Origin of the sequence: Nocardioides insulae DSM 17944 (genome assembly GCF_000422825.1) — a bacterium.
Lineage (GTDB): Bacteria > Actinomycetota > Actinomycetes > Propionibacteriales > Nocardioidaceae > Nocardioides > Nocardioides insulae.
This window is the reverse complement of sequence record NZ_AUGU01000014.1, coordinates 490271-509159: the sequence shown is the minus strand read 5'-3', so window position 1 is coordinate 509159 and position 18889 is coordinate 490271. Positions and strand designations below refer to the sequence as shown.

Annotated in this window: 14 protein-coding genes; 2 read left to right on the top strand and 12 right to left on the bottom strand. The window is 71.0% G+C overall.

Annotation, left to right across the window (positions count from 1 at the left end):
* Positions 1-68: 68 nt before the first annotated feature.
* A complete protein-coding gene (locus G515_RS19880; protein ID WP_084653184.1) occupies positions 69-2111 on the bottom strand; it encodes a vWA domain-containing protein in 2043 nt (680 codons plus the stop codon).
* Positions 2112-2138: 27 nt separating this feature from the next.
* Entirely contained in the window at positions 2139-3542 is a 1404-nt protein-coding gene (locus G515_RS0106535; protein WP_036554431.1) for a magnesium chelatase ATPase subunit I, read from the bottom strand.
* A 63-nt stretch (positions 3543-3605) separates the two neighbouring features.
* Between G515_RS0106535 and G515_RS0106530 the strand changes: the two genes are divergently transcribed.
* Positions 3606-3974, top strand: a complete 369-nt coding sequence (locus tag G515_RS0106530; protein WP_028659512.1) for a YchJ family protein — start codon at positions 3606-3608, stop codon at positions 3972-3974.
* 58 nt (positions 3975-4032) lie between these two features.
* Here G515_RS0106530 and G515_RS0106525 read toward each other — a convergent pair whose 3' ends face one another.
* The 9 genes from G515_RS0106525 to G515_RS0106485 form a co-directional block, all read right to left on the bottom strand.
* A complete protein-coding gene (locus G515_RS0106525; RefSeq protein ID WP_211220961.1) occupies positions 4033-5022 on the bottom strand; it encodes a glycine betaine ABC transporter substrate-binding protein in 990 nt (329 codons plus the stop codon).
* Complete coding sequence (locus G515_RS0106520; RefSeq protein WP_245565254.1) at positions 5022-5834, bottom strand: ABC transporter permease; 813 nt, start codon at positions 5832-5834, stop codon at positions 5022-5024. The genes G515_RS0106525 and G515_RS0106520 overlap by 1 nt, the downstream gene beginning before the upstream one ends.
* Positions 5831-7063: an ABC transporter ATP-binding protein gene (locus G515_RS0106515; protein WP_051217943.1), complete on the bottom strand. Its 1233-nt coding sequence runs from the start codon at positions 7061-7063 to the stop codon at positions 5831-5833. Before G515_RS0106515 ends, G515_RS0106520 begins: the two co-directional genes overlap by 4 nt.
* Complete coding sequence (locus G515_RS0106510) at positions 7060-7704, bottom strand: ABC transporter permease (protein ID WP_028659508.1); 645 nt, start codon at positions 7702-7704, stop codon at positions 7060-7062. Before G515_RS0106510 ends, G515_RS0106515 begins: the two co-directional genes overlap by 4 nt.
* Positions 7705-7871: 167 nt before the next feature.
* On the bottom strand, positions 7872-11294 hold the full coding sequence (cydD, locus tag G515_RS19875) for a thiol reductant ABC exporter subunit CydD (protein WP_245565252.1): 3423 nt from the start codon (positions 11292-11294) through the stop codon (positions 7872-7874).
* 6 nt (positions 11295-11300) lie between these two features.
* Positions 11301-12317 carry a cytochrome d ubiquinol oxidase subunit II gene (gene cydB, locus G515_RS0106500; RefSeq protein ID WP_028659507.1) on the bottom strand — a complete coding sequence of 339 codons (1017 nt, stop codon included), beginning with the start codon at positions 12315-12317 and terminating at the stop codon, positions 11301-11303.
* Positions 12318-12343: 26 nt separating this feature from the next.
* Positions 12344-13810, bottom strand: coding sequence for a cytochrome ubiquinol oxidase subunit I (locus tag G515_RS0106495; protein WP_028659506.1), 1467 nt, complete (start codon positions 13808-13810; stop codon positions 12344-12346).
* 141 nt (positions 13811-13951) lie between these two features.
* On the bottom strand, positions 13952-14824 hold the full coding sequence (locus G515_RS0106490; RefSeq protein WP_028659505.1) for a universal stress protein: 873 nt from the start codon (positions 14822-14824) through the stop codon (positions 13952-13954).
* Between the two features lie 508 nt (positions 14825-15332).
* Positions 15333-16724 (bottom strand): cystathionine beta-synthase, encoded by a 1392-nt coding sequence (locus tag G515_RS0106485; RefSeq protein ID WP_028659504.1) that lies wholly within the window; start codon positions 16722-16724, stop codon positions 15333-15335.
* A 65-nt stretch (positions 16725-16789) separates the two neighbouring features.
* Between G515_RS0106485 and G515_RS0106480 the strand changes: the two genes are divergently transcribed.
* The gene (locus G515_RS0106480; protein ID WP_028659503.1) at positions 16790-17818 is read left to right on the top strand and encodes an SGNH/GDSL hydrolase family protein; all 1029 of its coding nucleotides are present in this window, start codon (positions 16790-16792) and stop codon (positions 17816-17818) included.
* A gap of 88 nt (positions 17819-17906) precedes the next feature.
* Here the strand turns inward: G515_RS0106480 and G515_RS0106475 are convergent, their stop codons facing one another.
* Entirely contained in the window at positions 17907-18767 is an 861-nt protein-coding gene (locus G515_RS0106475; RefSeq protein WP_028659502.1) for a Bax inhibitor-1/YccA family protein, read from the bottom strand.
* Positions 18768-18889 lie beyond the last annotated feature (122 nt).

Sequence of the window (18889 nt, the reverse complement as noted above, 5' to 3'; positions counted from 1 at the left end):
CGCCGCGGAGTCCGGCCGGTGGGACCGGGTGGTCCTGCGCCCGCGGACCACAGCTCTCCGAGGACCGGTCAGCCGGCCCACCAACCCCGCGAGCCGAACCCGAATCCCCCGGCGTAGCCGCCAGCGAAGTCGTTGCGCGAGCCGAGGTAGGACCCGACCACGGCCGCACCGAGGTCGTCCAGCTCGGGCGCCACCACGCGACCGTCGGCGCGGCGGGCCATCGAGTCGACGAACCGGGCCAGGCCGGGATCCTCGCCCAGCCGGAAGAAGGTGGTCTGGGCACCGAGCCGACGGGCGTTGTCGAGCTCGCGGACGGCGTACGCGACCGTCAGCGGGTGCGGCGGGTAGGAGAAGTAGACCTCCCCGCCCGGCTCCAGGTGGGAGGTCGGTTCGCCGTCGGTGACCACCAGCAGCACCGGTTGGGCATTGGGGTGCTTGCGGAAGAACCGGTTGGCCAACAGCAGCGCGTGGTGGAGGTTGGTGCCCTTGTCCCACATCGCGTCCAGGGCGGTGAGCTCCTCGATCTCCATCTTCCGGGCGGCTCTGCCGAAGCCGATCAGCTCGAGGGCGTCCCCCCGGAAGCGCGAGCGGATCAGCGTGTGCAGCGCCAGAGCGGTGCGCTTCATCGGCACCCAGCGGCCATCCATCGCCATCGAGAACGACGTGTCCACCAGCAGCGCCACGGCGGCCTGGGTGCGGGCCTCGGTCTCTTGCACCTCCAGGTCGTCGATGGTCAGCCGTACGCCGGCGCGCCCGGTCGTGGACGAGCGGCCTCCGGCGCCGCGCTCCCCGACCTCGCGCAGCACGGCGTTGGTGACGGTGCGCGGGATGTCCCATGGCTCGGTGTCGCCGAAGGCCCAGGGCCGGCTGGCGCCGGAGAGGTCGCCCGCGGCGCCTGCTCGCTGCACGTCACGCTCCCCGGCGCGCCCGGAGAGGCGTTCGGCCACGTCGCGCAGCAGCGCCTTGCCGAGCTGGCGCATCGCCTTCGGCGTGAGCCGCAGGTCGCCGTCGGAGCCGCGTTCGAGCGTCCGGGTGTCCTTCAGCGCCTGCTCGATCCGCTGGAGGGTCCGGGCGTCGACCGCGGCGTCCTCGCCGAGCTGACGTGCCAGCGCGTCCAGGTCCAGGTCGTCGAGGCGGCTGCCGGGATAGGACTGGGAGAGCTGCTCGGAGAGCCGGTCGAGTTCGGAGATCTCCTGGAGGACGCCGGTGCCGTCGCCCAGGCCGAGCCCCTCGCCGCCACCGAAGCTCTCCGAGCCCTCCCAGTCCTCGCCGGGGCGCAGACCCTGCAGATTGGCGTCCAGGCGCGCCAGGGACTCCATCAACTGCGGTGAGCCGAAGGCCTGCGCGGAGAGCTCCATCAGCTCCTGGCGCTGCTCGGCACTCATCGAGTTGAGCATCCGCTGGGCGGCCGCCGCCCGGGCGGCCAGGGAGTCGAGCAGCTCCTCGACGTTCTGAGGGTTCTCGGGGAAGAAGTCGCCGTGCTTGGCCATGAACTCGTCGAAGTCGGCCGGGGTGTCCTCGCCGCGGGAATGCTTCTCGAGCAGGTCGTTGAGGTCGCCGAGCATCTCCTGGACCGCCGCGCGGTCCTCGTCGGTGGCGCTCTCCAGGGCCTGCTTCATCCCCGCGAAGCGCTGGTCGAGCAGCTCGCGACCGAGGAGATCCTTGATCTGCTCGTAGGCCTCTCGCGCCTGGCTGCTGCTCCAGTCGTAGGACCCCAGCTCGGTGACCGCCTGCGCGGTGTTGGGCGGCAGGTTGTCCAGCTGCATCTCCCGGAAGCTGCGGTCGTCCTCGTCCATCTCGACGTCGCGGGCCAGCTGCTTGCGCTCCTCGAGCACCGCCTTGTCGAGCAGTTCGCGGACCTGCTGCATGGTGCCGTCCAGGTTGTGCCGCGAGAGCAGCTCCCGCCGCTTCTCCGCCACCATCCGGGCCAGGTCGTCGAGGCCGCGCTGGTCGGTGCCGCCCCGCCGCAGGAACTCGCGCATCGCGCGTTCGGGGCTGTAGCCGGCCATGACGTCCTCGCCGATCGCGTCCAGCGCTTCGGCCAGGTCCACCGGTGGAGCGAGCGGGTCACCCCCGGCGTACTTGCTGTAGCGACTCTCGTGGCGTCTCACGATCGACCCCCTTCCCGGCCCTCGGCCTCAGCCGTAGACCGTCTCGCCGCTGTCGACGTCCTTGCTGATCTTGCGAGCCAGGTAGAGGCCCTCGAGAGCGAACTCGAGCGCGCTCGCCCGCTGCCCGTCGTTGAGTTCGGTGCCGTCGTACAGGGCGGTGCAGACCTGGTCGTAGAGATCGCTCTCGCCGAGCACCGGGAGCCCGGCCAGGAAGTCCTGGGCTCTCATCCGCTCGCCGGTGGTCACCAGCATCCCGCCTTCGATCGCCTCGACCAGGAGGGCGAAGTCGATGCCGCGCAGGTGCGCGCGGACGGTCTCGGCGACCGCGGTGCGGAGCAGGTGGGTGAGGATCTCGCTCTCGCGGCCCTCCTCGCCGCTCTCGAACTCGACCTTGCCCCCGAGCACCTCGACCGCCGTCTCCAGGTCGACCATCCGGGCGACCGCGTCCGGCTCGCCCTGGGCGGTCGCCCGGTGGAGGGCCGCCGCGGCGACGGTCTCGGCGCCGGCGATGGAGAACCGTGCGGAGACACCCGAGCGCTGATCGACCGCGGAGGACTCCCGCAGGTTGCGGGTGAACCGGGCCAGGATCTCCACCAGGTGGTGGGGTACGTCGGCGACCAGATCGGCCTCCTGGCGCACCACCGCGACCTCCGCCTCCAGTTCGACCGGGTAGTGGGTGCGGATCTCGGCACCGAAGCGGTCCTTGAGCGGGGTGATGATCCGCCCGCGATTGGTGTAGTCCTCGGGGTTGGCGGTCGCGACCACGAGCACGTCCAGCGGGAGACGCAGGACGTATCCACGGATCTGGATGTCGCGCTCCTCCATCACGTTCAGCATCGCCACCTGGATCCGCTCGGCCAGGTCGGGCAGCTCGTTGATCGCCACGATGCCGCGGTGGCTGCGCGGGATCAGCCCGAAGTGGATCGTCTCCGGGTCACCCAGCGACCGCCCCTCCGCCACCTTGATCGGGTCGACGTCGCCGATCAGGTCGGCGACGCTGGTGTCAGGGGTGGCCAGCTTCTCGGCGTACCGCTCCTCGCGGTGCCGCCACGCCACCGGCAGATCCTCACCCAGTTCGGCGGCCCGGCGTCGGGAGGCGTGCGTGATCGGGTCGAGGGGGTGCTCGCCCAGCTCCGAACCCTCGATCACCGGGCTCCACTCGTCGAGCAACCCCACCATGGTGCGCAGCAGTCGGGTCTTGCCCTGACCCCGCTCACCGAGGAGTACGACGTCGTGGCCGGCGATCAGCGCCCGCTCCAGCTGCGGGATCACGGTGTTGTCCAGGCCGTGGAGTCCCGGCCAGGGATCCTCGCCGGCGCGGAGCATGGCGAGCAGGTTGTCTCGGATCTCGGTGCGCAGCGGCTTGAGCACGTGGCCCGCAGCTCGCAACTGTCCGACGGTCGTGATCGTGGGCGCGCTGGTGGCTGTCACGTGGATCACGCTACTGCGGCGCGCAACCCCCTGGCCCTGCCGGCGGGTGGATACGCTCCTGGGGTGCTAGCGACTGCGTGCCCGTGCGGTTCGGGCGAGCGCGAGGACCGCTGCTGCGGTCGCCTTCACCGCGGGGCCCGGCTCGCCGGGAGCCCGGTGGAGCTGATGCGTGCCCGCTACTCGGCCTATGCCCTCGGCCGGCTGGACTTCGTCCACGCCAGCTGGCACCCCCGGACACGACCGGACCTGGAGGAGCTGAGGAGCGCTCCCCAGCCGGAGTGGACCGGCCTGGAGGTGCACGGGTACGGCGAGGACTGGGTCGAGTTCACCGCCCGGTTCACCTCTGGCGGTGAGGCGGGGGCGCTGCACGAGCGCAGCCGGTTCGCCCGGCGGGCGGGCCGGTGGTTCTACCTCGACGGCGACCTGACCTGACCGGCGACCCTGCCGAACCCGACGTACGCGGCACCATCGCGAGGAGGCCACCCATGCCTCACTCGGTGATGAACCCCTGCTCGACGAGCCAGTCGTAGGCGACCTCGACCGGTTCGCGGCCCTCGACGTCGACCTGCGAGTTGAGTTCGATCAGGACCTCGTCGGTGAGCTTCGCGCTGATCGGGTTGATCAGGTCCGCGATCTGGGGGTAGTCGTCGAGCAGGTCGTCGCGGATCGTGAGCGAGACGCTGTAGTTGGGGAAGTAGGCCCGGTCGTCCTCGAGCACCTGCAGATCGAGGGCCTTGATCCGGCCGTCGGTGGTGAACACCTCGCCGAAGTTGCACTCGCCCTCCGCGGTGGCGGTGTAGATGGCTCCGGTCTGGTAGGTCTGCAGGTTGTCGCGCGGCACGCCGTTCGGTCCCTCGGGGATGTCGTAGGCCTTCAGCATGCCGGGCAGCCCGTCCGGCCGGTTGGCGAACTCCGACTCGATGCAGAAGGTCCGCTGATCGACGGGCAGGTCCTGGATCTCGGAGAGCTTGGTGATCCCGGTCCGCTCCGCGAACTCACGAGTGACCGCGAAGCCGTAGGTGTTGTTCATCGGAGCCGGCGGCAGCCAGGTGATGTCGTTGTCCTCCTGGTCCCGGGCACTGACCGCCTCCCACGACTCCTGCGGGTCGGTGATCACGGTGTCCTCACCGAAGTAGGTGATCCAGGCGGTGCCGGTGTACTCCCAGCTGGTGTCGATCTGACCGTCCAGCTGAGCCTGTCGGGCCGCCGCCGAGCCGGGGATGTTGGTCAGGTCGGCGACCTCGGCCCCGGCCGAGGCGAACATGGTGGTGGCGATCTTGCCGAGGATGACCGACTCGCTGAAGTTCTTCGACCCGACCGAGATCTCGGCGCCGTCCAGGGAGATGCCCTCCACCGGGCCGGCCAGGTCACCGGAGAGCACCCGCCCCCCGGCGGTACCGAGTCCGCACCCGGAGACGGCCAGGGCGAGCAGGGCGGCCACACCGGTCGCCGCCCGACGGCGGATGCGCGCGGACACCATCACAGCCCCTTGGGCCGGGCGGCGAGCTCGAGCAGCCGACCCAACCACTCGATGAACAGGGCCAGCATCGCCACCAGCAGCGCACCCGAGACCATCAGCGAGATCCGGAACAGCGAGATGCCGGCGTACAGGGTCTGACCGAGGCCGCCGCCGTTGACGAAGGTGGCCAGCGCTGCCGTGCCGGCGATCAGCACCAGCGCCGTGCGCAGGCCCGACATGATGACCGGCACGGCCAGCCTCATCTCGATGTGGAGCAGGGTGCCGAACGAGGTCATCCCGACCCCGCGCCCCGCCTCGATCAGGGTCTGGTCGACACCCTCGACGCCGGTGATGGTGTTGCGCAGCACCGGCAGGATGCCGTAGATCGACAGCGCGATGATCGAGATCCAGAAGCCGGAGAGCCCGGTGCCGTTGAGCCACAGGAACAGGAGCACGATCAGACCCACGGAGGGCGCCGCCTGGCCGGCGTTGGCCAGACCGATCGCGAACGGGGTGAGCGGCCGGAACCGCTGCCGGGTCAGCAGCACGCCCAGGGGTACGGCGAGCAGGACCACGATGGCGGCCGAGACGAAGGTCAGCTCGATGTGCTCGACGGTCTGCCGACCGATCTCGGACCACCGCAGCGCGTTGGCCTCCACCGAGTCCAACTCCGCCGTGGACCGCCACCAGAGGAACCCGATGCTGCCGGCCACGATGAGCAGTGGCGGCAGGACGAGCATGAGCCACTGCTCGCGATCCAGTCGCGAGGTCGAGGAGGAGTCCTGGGCCGCCGGGGCGGCGTCGGGCTCGAGGGCGGGCTCAGCGATGCTCACGCCTCCGCCTCCCCCGGACCCGCCGAACCGGACTCGGCGGCGTCCACCGCCTCCTGGGCGGATTCCTCCACTGCCCGCATGTGGGAGACGACGGTGTCGAAGTCGATCAACCCGAGGTAGCGATCGCGTTCACCGGTGACCACGGCGCTGCCGAAGGAGGAGGTCAGCATCGTGTCGAGGGCGTCGTTGAGGGTGGCGTCCTCGTCGAGGGTGGTGAGGTCCTCATCCACCCGCGAGGGCACGGTCGAGCCCGGCTTCAACTGCCGCAGCCGGATCCAGTCGATGGGACGGTTGCGTCGGTCCAGCACCACGACGCCGGTGGCGCGCTGGGCCCGGGCCTCGGCCAGCACGGGATCGGCCGGATCCCCGGCCCGGGCCGTGACGCCCTGGGAGAGGTCGACGTCGCGCACCCGGGTCAAGGAGAGCTGCTTGAGCGTGGAACCGGCGCCCACGAAGTCCTCGACGAATTCGTTGGCCGGGGCGGCGAGGATGTTCTCCGGGGTGTCGTACTGCGCGATCTGGGCACCCTCCTGGAGGATCAGGATCCGGTCGCCCAGCTTGATCGCCTCATCGATGTCGTGGGTGACACAGACGATGGTCTTGCGCAGCTCGCGCTGGATGGAGAGCAGTTCGTCCTGGAGTCGCTGCCGGGTGATCGGGTCGACCGCGCCGAACGGCTCGTCCATCAGGATCACCGGCGGGTCGGCCGCCAGGCCGCGGGCGACCCCGACCCGCTGCTGTTGGCCCCCGGAGAGCTCGCGCGGGTAGCGGTCGGCGTACCGCCGCGGGTCGAGTCCCACCAGGTCCAACAGTTCTTCGACGCGCGCGGAGATGCGGGCCTTGTCCCAGCCCAGCAGCTTCGGGACGGTCGCGATGTTCTGTGCGACGCTCTGGTGCGGGAACAGGCTGCCGCCCTGGATGACGTAGCCGATCTGGCGGCGCAGGCTGTTGACGTTCTGCCGGCGGATGTCCTGGCCGTCGATCGAGATCGTGCCGGAGGTCGGCTCGACCAGCCGGTTGATCATCTTCAGCGAGGTCGTCTTACCGCATCCGGACGGGCCGACGAACATCACGATCTCGCCCGCCGGGATGGTCAGGCTCAGTTCGTCGACGGCCGCGGCCTTCTGCCCCGAGTAGCGCTTGGTGACCTTGTCGAGGGTGAGTTCGGCGCCGCTGATCGTCCCCACGCTCTCGGCGCCGGGCTCGGGCTGGGTGTCGGGGGAGGTCATGCGATGCGGATTCCCTTCGAGATGGTCAGGCGGCCGAGGAGCAGCAGCAGCGCGTCGACGATGAGCGCGATGATGACGACCCCGAAGACCCCGATCAGGGCGTTGTACATGGAGTTGGCGCTGCCCTCGGTCGCGAGCGCGTCGAAGGTGTACTTGCCCAGCCCCGGACCCAGGACGTACGCCGAGATCGCCGCGACGCCCATCGACATCTGGGTCGAGATCCGGATGCCGGCATGGATCACCGGCCAGGCCAGCGGCAGCTGGACACGCATCAGGATGGCCAGGGAGCCCATCCCCATCCCCCGGGCGGACTCGACCAGGGTGCGGTCCACGCCGGCCAGGCCGACCACGGCGTTGCGCAGCACCGGCAGGAAGGCGTAGAAGGTGACCACCACGACCGCCGTCGTCGTACCGAGCTGGGTGACGGGGATCAGGATCCCGATCAGGGCGAAGGACGGGATGGTCAGTCCGATCGCGGACAGCGCCCCGGCGATGGGCTCGAGCCCCTTGGTCCGGGCGATCACCGCCGCCAGGGCCACCGCGATGATCGTGGCCAGGAGCACGCACTGGATGACCAGGCTGGCATGTTGGTAGCTGTCGAAGGCGATGGATTGCCATCGATCCTGGATGAACTGCCACACCTGCCCGAGGTCACCTCTGCCTGCATCGTCGTTCAGGGACGGGATTCAGGTCGGCTCCCTTGCCGGCCCCGGGTCGCGCCGCAGAGGACTCGAACCGTGTTCTACCTGACCACATCGGTGCGCGATCCGCACCACCGTCCCCCGCCTCGGCGTGTCGGACGGTCCTGTTACCGCGCGCGCACGTCGAGGTCGACGACCCGGTCGACGAGGTCGAGACCGACCGGCTCGTGCGTGATCCAGACGACGCTGCGCCGCCCCCGCGCGCGATCCTCCGCCGACGGTTCCTCGGCCCACCCGCCCTCGGCCAGGACCTCCTCCGCGAGGGCGCGGGCGGTGGCGGTGTCGAGGTGGGCGGTGGGTTCGTCGAGCACGAGCACCGGCTGGTCGGCGAGCAGCGATCGGGCAACACCGAGCCGGGCGCGCTCACCGCCGGACACCGCCGCACCGCCGTCCCCCAGGCGGGTGCCGAGCCCCTCGGGCAGGTCATCGACCCAGCCGCCGAGGTGGGCCCGACGCAGCGCGTCCTCGACCGCGTCGTCGGAGGCGCCGGGACGGGCGAACCGAACGTTCTCGGCGAGCGTGGAGGCGAACACGTGGGGGTCGTCGTCGACCAGCCCCACTCGCCGGCGTACGTCGTCCAGGGCGAGGTCGGGCAGCGGCGTACCGCCGATCGCGACACTGCCCAGCGTCGGATCGAGGAAGCGGAGCAGCAGGGCCGCCAGCGTGCTCTTGCCAGAACCGGAGCGGCCGACCACCCCCACCCGCTCACCCGGCGCGACCTGCAGGCTGAGGTGCTCGAACGCGGGCCGCTTCCCCCACCCCGCCCGCACCCCGTCGAGCAGCAGACCGGTGCCGTCGGGCGCGGGCCGGGCCACCTCGGGATCACGGACCAGCGGCTCACGCTCGGTGAGGGCGTCGAGCCTGGCCAGCGCGGCACGGGTGCGTACGTCGAGCGCCCCCGCGGTGGCGAGTTCGGCGGCCGGCTCGGCCAGAGCGAGCGGCACCAGCACCAGCAGCGCCATCATCGGGCCGCTCAGCTCTCCCGAGCCGACCAGCGGGGCCGTCAGCACGGCCATCAGCCCCATCGCCACGCCGCAGACCACCAGCACCACCGCCTGGGCAGCACCCGACCACCACGCGCTGCGCCGCGTCGCGCGGCCGAGGGTCTCCTCGATCTCCCGCACCCCGGCCAGGGCCTGACCGGTGGCCTGCCAGCGGACCAGCTCCGGCGCGGTCTGGACAGTCTCCAGCACCGCCTCGGAGAGCCGGGCCCGCGCGGCCACCGCGATCTCCTCGGCGCGGGCCGCACCCCGCCTGGCCAGGGCGTACCCCGCCCCGCCCGCGACGGCCGCGGTCGCCAGCACCACCGGAGCCGCGACCGGCGCGATCACGCCGGCGATCAGCGTCACCACCGCCGCGACCACGACGAAGGAGCGCACCGGGAGGAGCACCCGGAGCTCCCGGTCCAGCACGCTGTCCACGTCCTCGACGATCGCGGCCAGGACGTCGCCCCGCCGACGCCCGTCGCGCCGCAGTCCGCCCGGGGTGAGCGGCACGACGGCGTCGTACACCTCGACCCGGCGCTCCCCCAGCAGACGCAGGGCGGCGTCGTGGGAACGCAGCCGCTCGGCGTACCGCAGCACCGGCCGGCCCAGCCCGAACGCCCGCACCCCCACGATGGCCACCAGCAGGGTCAGCACCGGTGGCATCGCCGAGGCCTGCACGATCAGCCAGCCCGAGGTGGCCGTCAGCGCCACCCCGCACAGGGTCGCCCCCGCCGCCAGTGCGGTGGCCTGCCAGAGCCGGCGCCGCCCGAGCGGCGGCGGTGTGTCCTCCTGCTGCGCGAGTGCGCCTGCTCGGATGGTCGCGGTGTCCGCCGACGCCGTCCCCTCGGGCTGCGGAGCCCCATCACCGGGGCTGTCGGTGCACTCCCGGGGGGTACCGCCCGGGAGGTGCACGCGTCCACGGTCGACCGGTGGTGCGGGCGTCTCCCCCGCCCCCACCAACTCCACCACCCCATCGGCGAGGTCGAGCAGTGCGGGGCGGTGGGCGACGAGGACGACGGCGCGGGTGTGGCCCAGGCGGGCGACGGTGTGCGAGACGACGCGTTCGGTGAGCTCATCGAGATGGGCGGTGGGTTCGTCGAGCAGGATCCAGGGCCGGTCGGAGAGCACGATCCGGGCGAGGGCGAGCCGGGCCCGCTCACCCCCGGAGAGGGTGCCGCCGTCCTCACCCAGCGAGGTGTCGAGCCCGGCCGGGAGCGCGCGCACCCGGTCCGCCAGCACGACCTGTTCCAGCGCCTCCCACAGCCGAGCCTCGCTCGCGTCGGGAGCGGCCAGCCGGAGGTTGTCGGCGAGGGTGCCGGCCACGAAGACCGGGCGCTGCGGCAGGTGGGCCACCTGGTCGGGCGACGGGAGGTCGGCGTACCCCTGGGAGGGCTCGAGTTCGCCGGCGAGGACGGCGAGCAGGGTCGACTTGCCGCACCCGGAGGGACCGGCGACGGCGGTGACGCCTCGTGCCGGGATCTCGACGGTGAGCGGCCTCAACGCGGGCACCCGGCGACCGGGATAGGTCAGGGACACCTCGACCAGTCGGGCCGGCGCCTCACCGGGCGCGAGCCGGCAGGCCCGGCCATCCCCGGGATCGACGTGGCCAGCGGGGTCCAGTCCCGCGGCGGCCTCGAAGGTTGCGACCCCCTCGGCGGCGGCATGGAACTCCGCGCCGACCCGACGCAGCGGCCAGTAGGCCTCGGGTGCCAGCAGGAGCACGACCAGCGCCTGTTCCAGCGGGATCGAGCCGTGCGCCAGCCGCAGACCGACCGTCACCGCGACCAGCGCGACCGAGATGGTCGCGACCAGTTCGAGCACCCCCGAGGAGGCGAACGCGATCTTGAGCGTGGCCAGGGTCCGCCGTCGGTAGCGGTCGGTGACCTCGCGGATGACGCCCGACTGGTGCCCCGCCCGGCGGAAGGCCACCAGGGTGGGCAGGCCGCGCATCACGTCCACGAAGTGGCTCGAGAGCGAGGCCATCGTGCGCCACTGCGAGGTGGCCTGGTCGCGGGTCGCGAGGCCGACCAGGATGCCGAACACCGGGATCAGCGGCAGGGTCAGGAGCACGATCAGCGCGCTCAGCGGATCGACCACCGCGATCGCGATCAGGGTGAGACAGGGCAGTACGCCGGCCAGCACCAGCGCCGGCAGGTAGCGGGTGAGGTACGGCTCGGCCGCGGCGGCGCCCCGCGTGGCCAGTGTCGCCAGCTCACCGCTGGGACGCCGGCGCCCGGCCCCGGAGAGGATCGCACCCAGCACCCGCCGCCGTACGCCGGCACCCACGGTCGCCGCCGCGGACGCCGCCAGGCAATCACCGAGCCAGCCGACCAGACCGCGGGCGGTGAACACGGCCGCGACCAGGGCCGCCCAGCCGACCACCGCGGCGCCATCCAGGGCGGCGACCACCAGTTCGGTCACCGCCCAGGCCTGCCCGATCATCAGGAGCGAGGTCAGTACGCCGGTCACCGCCACCCCGGTGAGGGGCCGGGTCGCCGGGGCGAGTTGCTGTCGGATCCGGGGGTCGCTGGGTCGCACGCTCACGGAGGATCAGTGCGCTCCCTCGAGCTCCTCCTCGGGGATGTGATGGACCGCGATCCGCTTGCGGAAGACCCAGTAGGTCCAGGCCTGGTAGCAGATCACGATCGGGGTGAAGATGCAGGCCACGATGGTCATGATCTTCAGGGTGTAGTCGGTGGCCGCGGCGTTGGTCACCGTCAGCGAGTACGCCGCGTCGGTGGTGGAGGGCATCACGTCCGGGAACAGCGCCACGAACAGTCCCCCGACGGCCAGGGCGATGGTGATGAAGGTGCCCACGAAGGCCCAGCCCTCCCGAGCGGTGGCGGCTGCGGCGATCCCGGCGACCAGGGCCACGGCGGCGATCACGAACATCGCCAGTGACCAGGCGTCACCGGTGTCCACCTGGGTCAGCACCAGGAACACCACCGCCAGCACCGCGGCGACCACCCCGGAGCGCACCGCCATCGCCCGCGCCCGGGCCCGGATCTCGCCGTCGGTCTTCAGCGCCAGGAACATCGCGCCGTGGGTCCAGAACAGGCTCAGGGTGACCAGGCCGCCGAGCAGGGCGTACGGGTTGAGCAGGGTGAACACGGTGCCGGTGAACTCCTTGTCGGCGTCGATCGGCACGCCGTGCACGATGTTGGCGAACGCCACGCCCCACAGGAAAGCCGGCACGTAGGAGCCGACGATCACGGCTCGGTCCCACCAACCGGCCCAGGTCGCCCCCGGGCGCTGGTGCCGGTATTCGAAGGCCACCCCGCGCACGATCAGGGCGAGCAGGATCAGCAGCAGGGGCACGTAGAACCCGGAGAACAAGGTGGCGTACCACTCCGGGAAGGCGGCGAAGGTCGCACCGCCGGCGGTCAGCAGCCAGACCTCGTTGCCGTCCCACACCGGTCCGATGGTGTTGATCAGCACCCGGCGCTCGCGGTTGTTCTTGGCCAGGACGGGCAGCAGCATCCCCACCCCGAAGTCGAAGCCCTCCAGCACGAAGTAGCCGACCCACAGGATCGCGATGAGGCAGAACCAGATGGTGGTGAGTTCCATGAGTTGTCCTTCGTCGCCTGTCCGCCTCAGTAGGCGAAGGTGAGGGGCTGATCGCTGTCCTGGTCGTCGTCCTTCCCGCCTCCGGACAGCGAGGGCTCGGGCGGTTCGACGAACGGGTCGGCGCCCTTCTTCACCACCCGGGCCAGCAGGCCGATCTCGACCACCGCCAGGACGGCGTACAGCGCGGTGAAGCTGCCCATCGAGAGCCACACCTCACCGGCGCCCACGCCCGGCGAGACGCCGTTCTCGGTGGTCAGCAGGCCGAAGACCACCCAGGGCTGGCGGCCCATCTCGGTGAAGATCCAGCCCATCGAGTTGGCCAGGACCGCCATCACCGGGATCGAGATCGCGAGCACGGGGAACCATCTGCCTCCCGGCGTACGCCCCTTCCGGGTCAGCCACAGGATCAGGGCACCGCCGAAGGCGGCCGCGACGCCGAGCCCCATCATCCAGCGGAAGGTCCAGTAGGTCACCGGGATGTTGGGCACGTAGTCGCCGGCGGAGTAGTACGACGCACCGGGGTCCTGGCCGTAGGTCTCGACGTACTGCTCACGCAGGTCGTTGATGCCCTCGACCTTCTGGTCGAAGTGGCCGGTGGCCAGGAACGAGAGCAGGCAGGGGATCTCCAGGGCCCACTTCTCCTCCGTGCCGTCGCGGGTGCCGATGGTGAGCACCGAGAAGGGCGCACAGGTGTCGGAGGTCTCGTAGAGGGCCTCGGCGGCCGCCATCTTCATCGGCTGGACGTCGGTCATGATCTTGCCCTGGACATCGCCACTCACCGCGACGCTGGCACCGAAGAGGAGCATCACCCAGGCGCCGAGGCGGATGCTGCGCTTGTACATCCGCTGTTCGTCGGGCTGCTCCCGCTTCTTGTGATAGAGCCAGGCGGCGATGCCGACCAGGAACGCCCCGGCGGTCATGTAGGCCGCTCCGATGACGTGCGGGAAGGTGCCGAGCTGCACCTCGTTGAACATCACCGCCGCGAAGTCGGTCAGCTCGGCCCGTCCGGTGTCGGGGTTGAACTCGTAGCCGACGGGGTTCTGCATCCACGAGTTGGCCGCCAGGATGAACCACGAGGAGGCCAGGGTGCCCACGTGCACGATCCACATGCAGGCGTTGTGCAGTCCGCGCGGCAGTTTGTCCCAGCCGAAGATCCACAGGCCCAGGAAGGTCGACTCCAGGAAGAAGGCGAGCAGTGCCTCGACCGCCAGCGGAGCGCCGAAGATGTCTCCCACGAAGCGGGAGTAGTCCGACCAGTTCATCCCGAACTGGAACTCCTGCACCAGGCCGGTGGCGACACCGATGGCGAAGTTGATCAGCATCAGCTTGCCGAAGAACCGGGTGAGGCGATACCAGTCGGGGTTCTTGGTCTTGAGCCAGATCGCCTCCATCAGGGCGACCAGCATCGTGAGCCCGATGGTCAGGGGCACGAACAGGAAGTGGTAGACGGTGACGATCCCGAACTGCCACCGCGCGAGCTCCAAGACGTCCACATCACGACCATGGCCGGATTCGGGAGCTACGGCAAGCGATGGCAGGCATGTCGCGTGTGACTCATGTGACGCAAGTGATCAGTGCGATGAGAACACAGCCGTGTGACACGTGGTCGAGGAGGTCGGACCACCATCGGAACCTCAGATGGTCGGGCACTCCTCGTCTCCCGCCGGCGGCGGTACGACGAACACCGGACAGGTGGCCTCCCGCAACAGCGCGCGGGCGGTGCCGCCCAGATGGCCGCGGGGGAACCGCTTGGCGCGCCGCGCCACCACGAGCAGGTCGATCCGACCGCCCAGGTCGGCCAGCATCGTGGCGGGGTTGGCCTCGACCACCGTCTGTCGCACCTCGACCGTGGGGTGCTCGACCAGGGCCTGCCGCACCTCCCCCGCCAGGGCGTCCCGCATGTCGCTCTCCCACGCGGAGGTGTCGATCGCCCCGGGCACCGACATCACGTCGTACGCCGAGACCGGCAGGTGCCACGCGTGGAGCACCTCCAGCACGGCCCGACGCGACTCGGCGATGGCGGCCGCCTGGGCGAGCAGCGGCACCGCACCCTCCAGGGTCTTGACGCCGACCCCGACGGCGCCGTGATGGTTGCCCTCCCAGGTGTCGGGGACCACCACCACCGGGCAGTGCGCGCCCGCAGCGAGAGCGGTCGTGGTGGATCCGGTCACCAACCGCTCCATCCGACCGCGATGGGAAGCACCCAGGACGACCAGATTGACGTCCTTGGCCGCCTCCAACAGGGCCGGCTGTCGCTGGCCGCGCAACAGGATTCCGGACAGCCTGGTGGCCTCGATCGATTCCCTGGCCACCGCCATCGCACCGTCGAGCACCTCGCGGCCGTAGTCCTCGAAGTCCACGTCGACCACCGGCACCAGGGCGCTGTAGGTGGTGGCGACGTGCGCGATCCGGATGTCTGCCCCCGTGCGGAGGGCGACCTCGGTGGCGTACCGCAGGCTGGTGCGGTCGGCATGCGAGCCGTCGACGCCGACGAGGATGGTGTCCATGGGCGCGGTCCTTCCCGGTGAGTACGGGGCCACCCTGGCCCCGTGGGGCGACCCTACTCACCGGAGGCGCCACTGCGGAGAGGATCGCCCGGATCCACCACCCTCTTCCCACACCCGCCCGTCCCGACCTCGTCGACGTGAGCAGGCGTTCTTCCTCACCGACTGTTGAGTTGGGCCCCGTGGACGGTCGAATAGGGCCCCGTGGACGGTCGAGTAGGGCCCCGCGGACGGCGACTTCGAATCCGTGCGGCTCGACGTGCCGGAAGGCCCCGCTCGACGTGCCAGGAGGGCCCACTCGACGTGCCGGAAGGCCCCGCTCGACGTGCCGGAAGGGCCCACTCGACGTGCTGGGAGGCCCCGCTCGACGTGCCGGAAGGGCCCACTCAACGTGCCGGGAAGGCCCACTCAACGTGCCGGGAAGGCCCACTCAACGTGCCGGGAAGGCCCACTCAACGTGCCGGGAGGGCCCACTCAACGTGCCGGGACGGGGAGACGGGCGGGGACGGGGTCAGGTGGAGACCAGGCCGAGGAGGTCCTGGCGGGTGAGGACGCCGACCGGCCGGCCGTCCTCGTGGACCAGGACTGCATCGGAGGTCTCCAGGAGTCGGACGGCGTCCCGGGCGTCCTCGCTGGCCCCGATGGTGGGGAGCGGGGGCGACATGTGCTTCTCGACCTGGTCGGTCAGCAAGGCATGGCCGGTGAAGAGGGCGTCGAGCAGGGTGCGTTCGGAGACGGAACCGGCCACCTCGGCCGCCACGATCGGCGGTTCGGCGCGGACGACGGGCATCTGGCTGACGCCGTACTCGCGCAGGATCTGGACCGCCTCGGAGATCGTCTCCCCGGGGTGGGTGTGGACCAGGTCGGGCAGTCGACCGTCCTTGCCGCGCAGCACGTCGCCGACGCTGCGGGCCGGCGGCTGGTCGGAGGTGGCGAAGCCGTAGCGGCCGAGCCACTCGTCGTTGAACACCTTGGTGAGATAGCCCCGCCCGGAGTCGGGCAGCAGGACCACGATCACCGCGTCGGTGCGGCCCTCCGCCGCGAGCTCGGCGGCCAGTTGCTTGGCGGCGAAGGCGGCCATGCCACTGGATCCGCCCACCAGGAGCGCCTCCTCGCGCGCCAGCCGGCGGGTGAAGGCGAAGGAGTCGCGGTCGGCGACCTCGATGATCCGGTCGGCGATGTCGCGGTCGTAGGTCTCAGGCCAGAAGTCCTCCCCGACCCCCTCGACCAGGTAGGGGCGACCGGTGCCGCCGGAGTAGACCGACCCCGCCGGATCGGCGCCGATGACCCGGACCTCGGGGTTCTGCTCCTTGAGATAGCGGCCGATGCCCGAGATGGTGCCACCGGTGCCGACACCGGCCACGAAGTGGGTGATCCGCCCCTCGGTCTGCCGCCAGATCTCGGGCCCGGTGGTCTCGTAGTGGGAGCGGGGGTTGTGAGGGTTGGAGTACTGGTCGGGCTTCCACGCGCCGGGCTGCGAGGCCAGCCGATCGGAGACGTTGTAGTAGGAGTCGGGGTGCTCGGGCGGGACGGCGGTGGGGCACACGACCACCTCCGCGCCGTAGGCGCGCAGCACGTTGCGCTTGTCCTCGCTGACCTTGTCGGGGCACACGAAGACGCAGCGGTAGCCCCTGCGCTGGGCCACCATCGCCAGCCCGACACCGGTGTTGCCGGAGGTCGGCTCCACGATGGTGCCGCCGGGCTGCAGCGCGCCGGAGGCCTCGGCTGCCTCGATCATCCGGGTGGCGATGCGATCCTTCACCGAGCCGCCCGGGTTGAGGTACTCGACCTTGGCGAGCACCAGCGGGCCGTCCTCGGCGTCGTCGGCACGGTCGAGTGAGCGGGAGAGCCGCAGCAGCGGGGTGTCGCCGATCAGGTCCAAGAGCGAGGTCACGTACTCCACACGCTCAACCTACCTTCGCCCCGCCGACCGATGGGGTTTCCGGGGCCGACCGTAAGGTGGAGCCGATGAGCAAGGAAGGCGCGGCCCGCAAACTGGCCTCCGCCGCCGTCTACGGCGGTGGGGGCCTGACCGTGATGGGGGCGGCGCTTTTCGGCGTCCTGACCACCGAGGCCAAGCTCGCCCGCCGCCGGATCGGCGAGGCGGTCCTCGAGGTGCACGAGGCCACCGGCTGGTACGGCCGGGCCCGCTCAGGGTCCCCGATCTCGATCGCCTGGCTGGGCGACTCCAGCGCGGCCGGGTACGGCGTCGAACAGGTCGAGGAGACCCCGGGGGCGGTGCTCGCCTCCACCGTGGCCGAGCGGGCCGAGCGGCCGGTCGACCTGCGGTCCTACGCCGTCGTGGGCGCGCAGAGTTCCGACCTCGCCGGCCAGGTGGACCGGGCGCTGACCCAGGATCCCGACGTCGCGATCATCCTGGTCGGCGTCAACGACGTCACCCACGGCGTACGCCCCTCCGCGTCGGTCGGCTACCTCGGGGACGCCGTGCGCCGCCTGCGCGAGCAGGGCGTCGAGGTGATCGTCGGCACCTGCCCCGACCTGGGCACGATCAAGCCGCTGATGACCCCGCTCAAGCAGCTCGCCCGGTCCTGGTCGCGACGGATCGCGGCCGCCCAGACGATCACCGTGGTCGAGACCGGCGGGCGCAGCGTCTCGCTGGCCTCGGTGCTGGGCCGTGAGTTCAGCATGGCTCCGGCCCTGCTCTTCGGGCCCGACCAGTTCCATCCGAGCGCCACCGGCTACCACGCGCTCGCCCAGGTGCTGATCCCCTCGGTGCTCGCCGCCCTGGGGGTCATCCCCGAGGAGCAGGTCGAGAGCGCGCGCGGCGAGGGCGTCCTGCCGATCACCGCCGCCGCACTCCGGGCGGTCGAGTCACCCGGCACCGAGATCGGCGGCACCCAGGTCGGTGGGAAGACCTTCGGCGTCCGGGGACTGTGGGTGACCCTGCGTCACCGCCGCCGCCAGCCGGAGGGCCGGCCCGAAGCACCGCGCGCACTCCCCGACCAGGATCCCGACGACGCGCCCGTGACCGGCTGAGCGACCCCGACCCGATCGCACACCAGGGTGGCCGGTACGACGACAGGGCCCCGGAGAGGTCTCCGGGGCCCTGTCGTGCGTGGATGCGTCAGTTGTCGCTGAAGAAGGCCAGCAGCCGCAGCAGGTTGGTGTAGATCCAGACCAGGCTGACGGTGATGCCGAAGGCCGCACGCCACGACTCGCGCTTGTCCAGGCCGTAGGCGATGCCCTGCTCGACGTTGTCGAAGTCCATCAGCAGCATGAAGACACCGAGTGCCAGGCCGGCCAGGGCGAACAGGATGCCGATCGCGCCGTCGTTGTAGATGCCGGTGGAGATGCCGAACATGCCGAGCACGAGCTCGAGGACGCTCAACCCGACCAGACCGAACATCGCAGAGATCACGAACTTGCGGCCCCGGGCGCCGACCCGGATGTTCATGAACTTGTACGCCGCCAGGGTGCCGGCGAAGGCGGCGAAGGTGCCGAGCACCGCCTGCATGACCACGCCGCCGCCCACCTGGGCGTCGATGATCTTGCTGATCCCGCCGAGGGCGACGCCCTCGAGAGCGGCGAAGGCGATCACCAGCGCGGGGCTGCACACCCGCTTGAAGGAGTTGACCATCGAGAGGCCGAAGGCACCCAGCGAGCCGATGGTGATCGCCGCGTAGAACGGGCTCAGGTCGACGAACGGGTTGTTCAGGTTGGGGGTGAGCACCCAGGTGGCGAACGCGGCCACGATCACGACCGCCAGTGAGATGCCGGTGCTCTGGACCACCGAGTCGATGGTCATCCGCTCGGTCGGCCGCGGGGGTGCCGGCGGCGCGTAACCGTGGGTGGGGTCGGTCGGCTGACCGCCCTGGCTGATGTTCCAAGAGCTCGGGTCGGTGTAGCCCTGCTGGGCGTGGCCCGCCCGGCTGGTCTGCTGGCTGAACCCTTCCGACCGGCTCCACACCGGGTTGTTGCTCTGCATGAGTGCTGGTCTCTCCTCGGAGGCCTGCGGCCGTCTCGATCTTCGGGCCGGCTGGTGACTCCACTGTAGTGGTCTCATGGTGTCCAACGCGCCCGCAGCGGCACACGTTCCCGAGCGGGCCG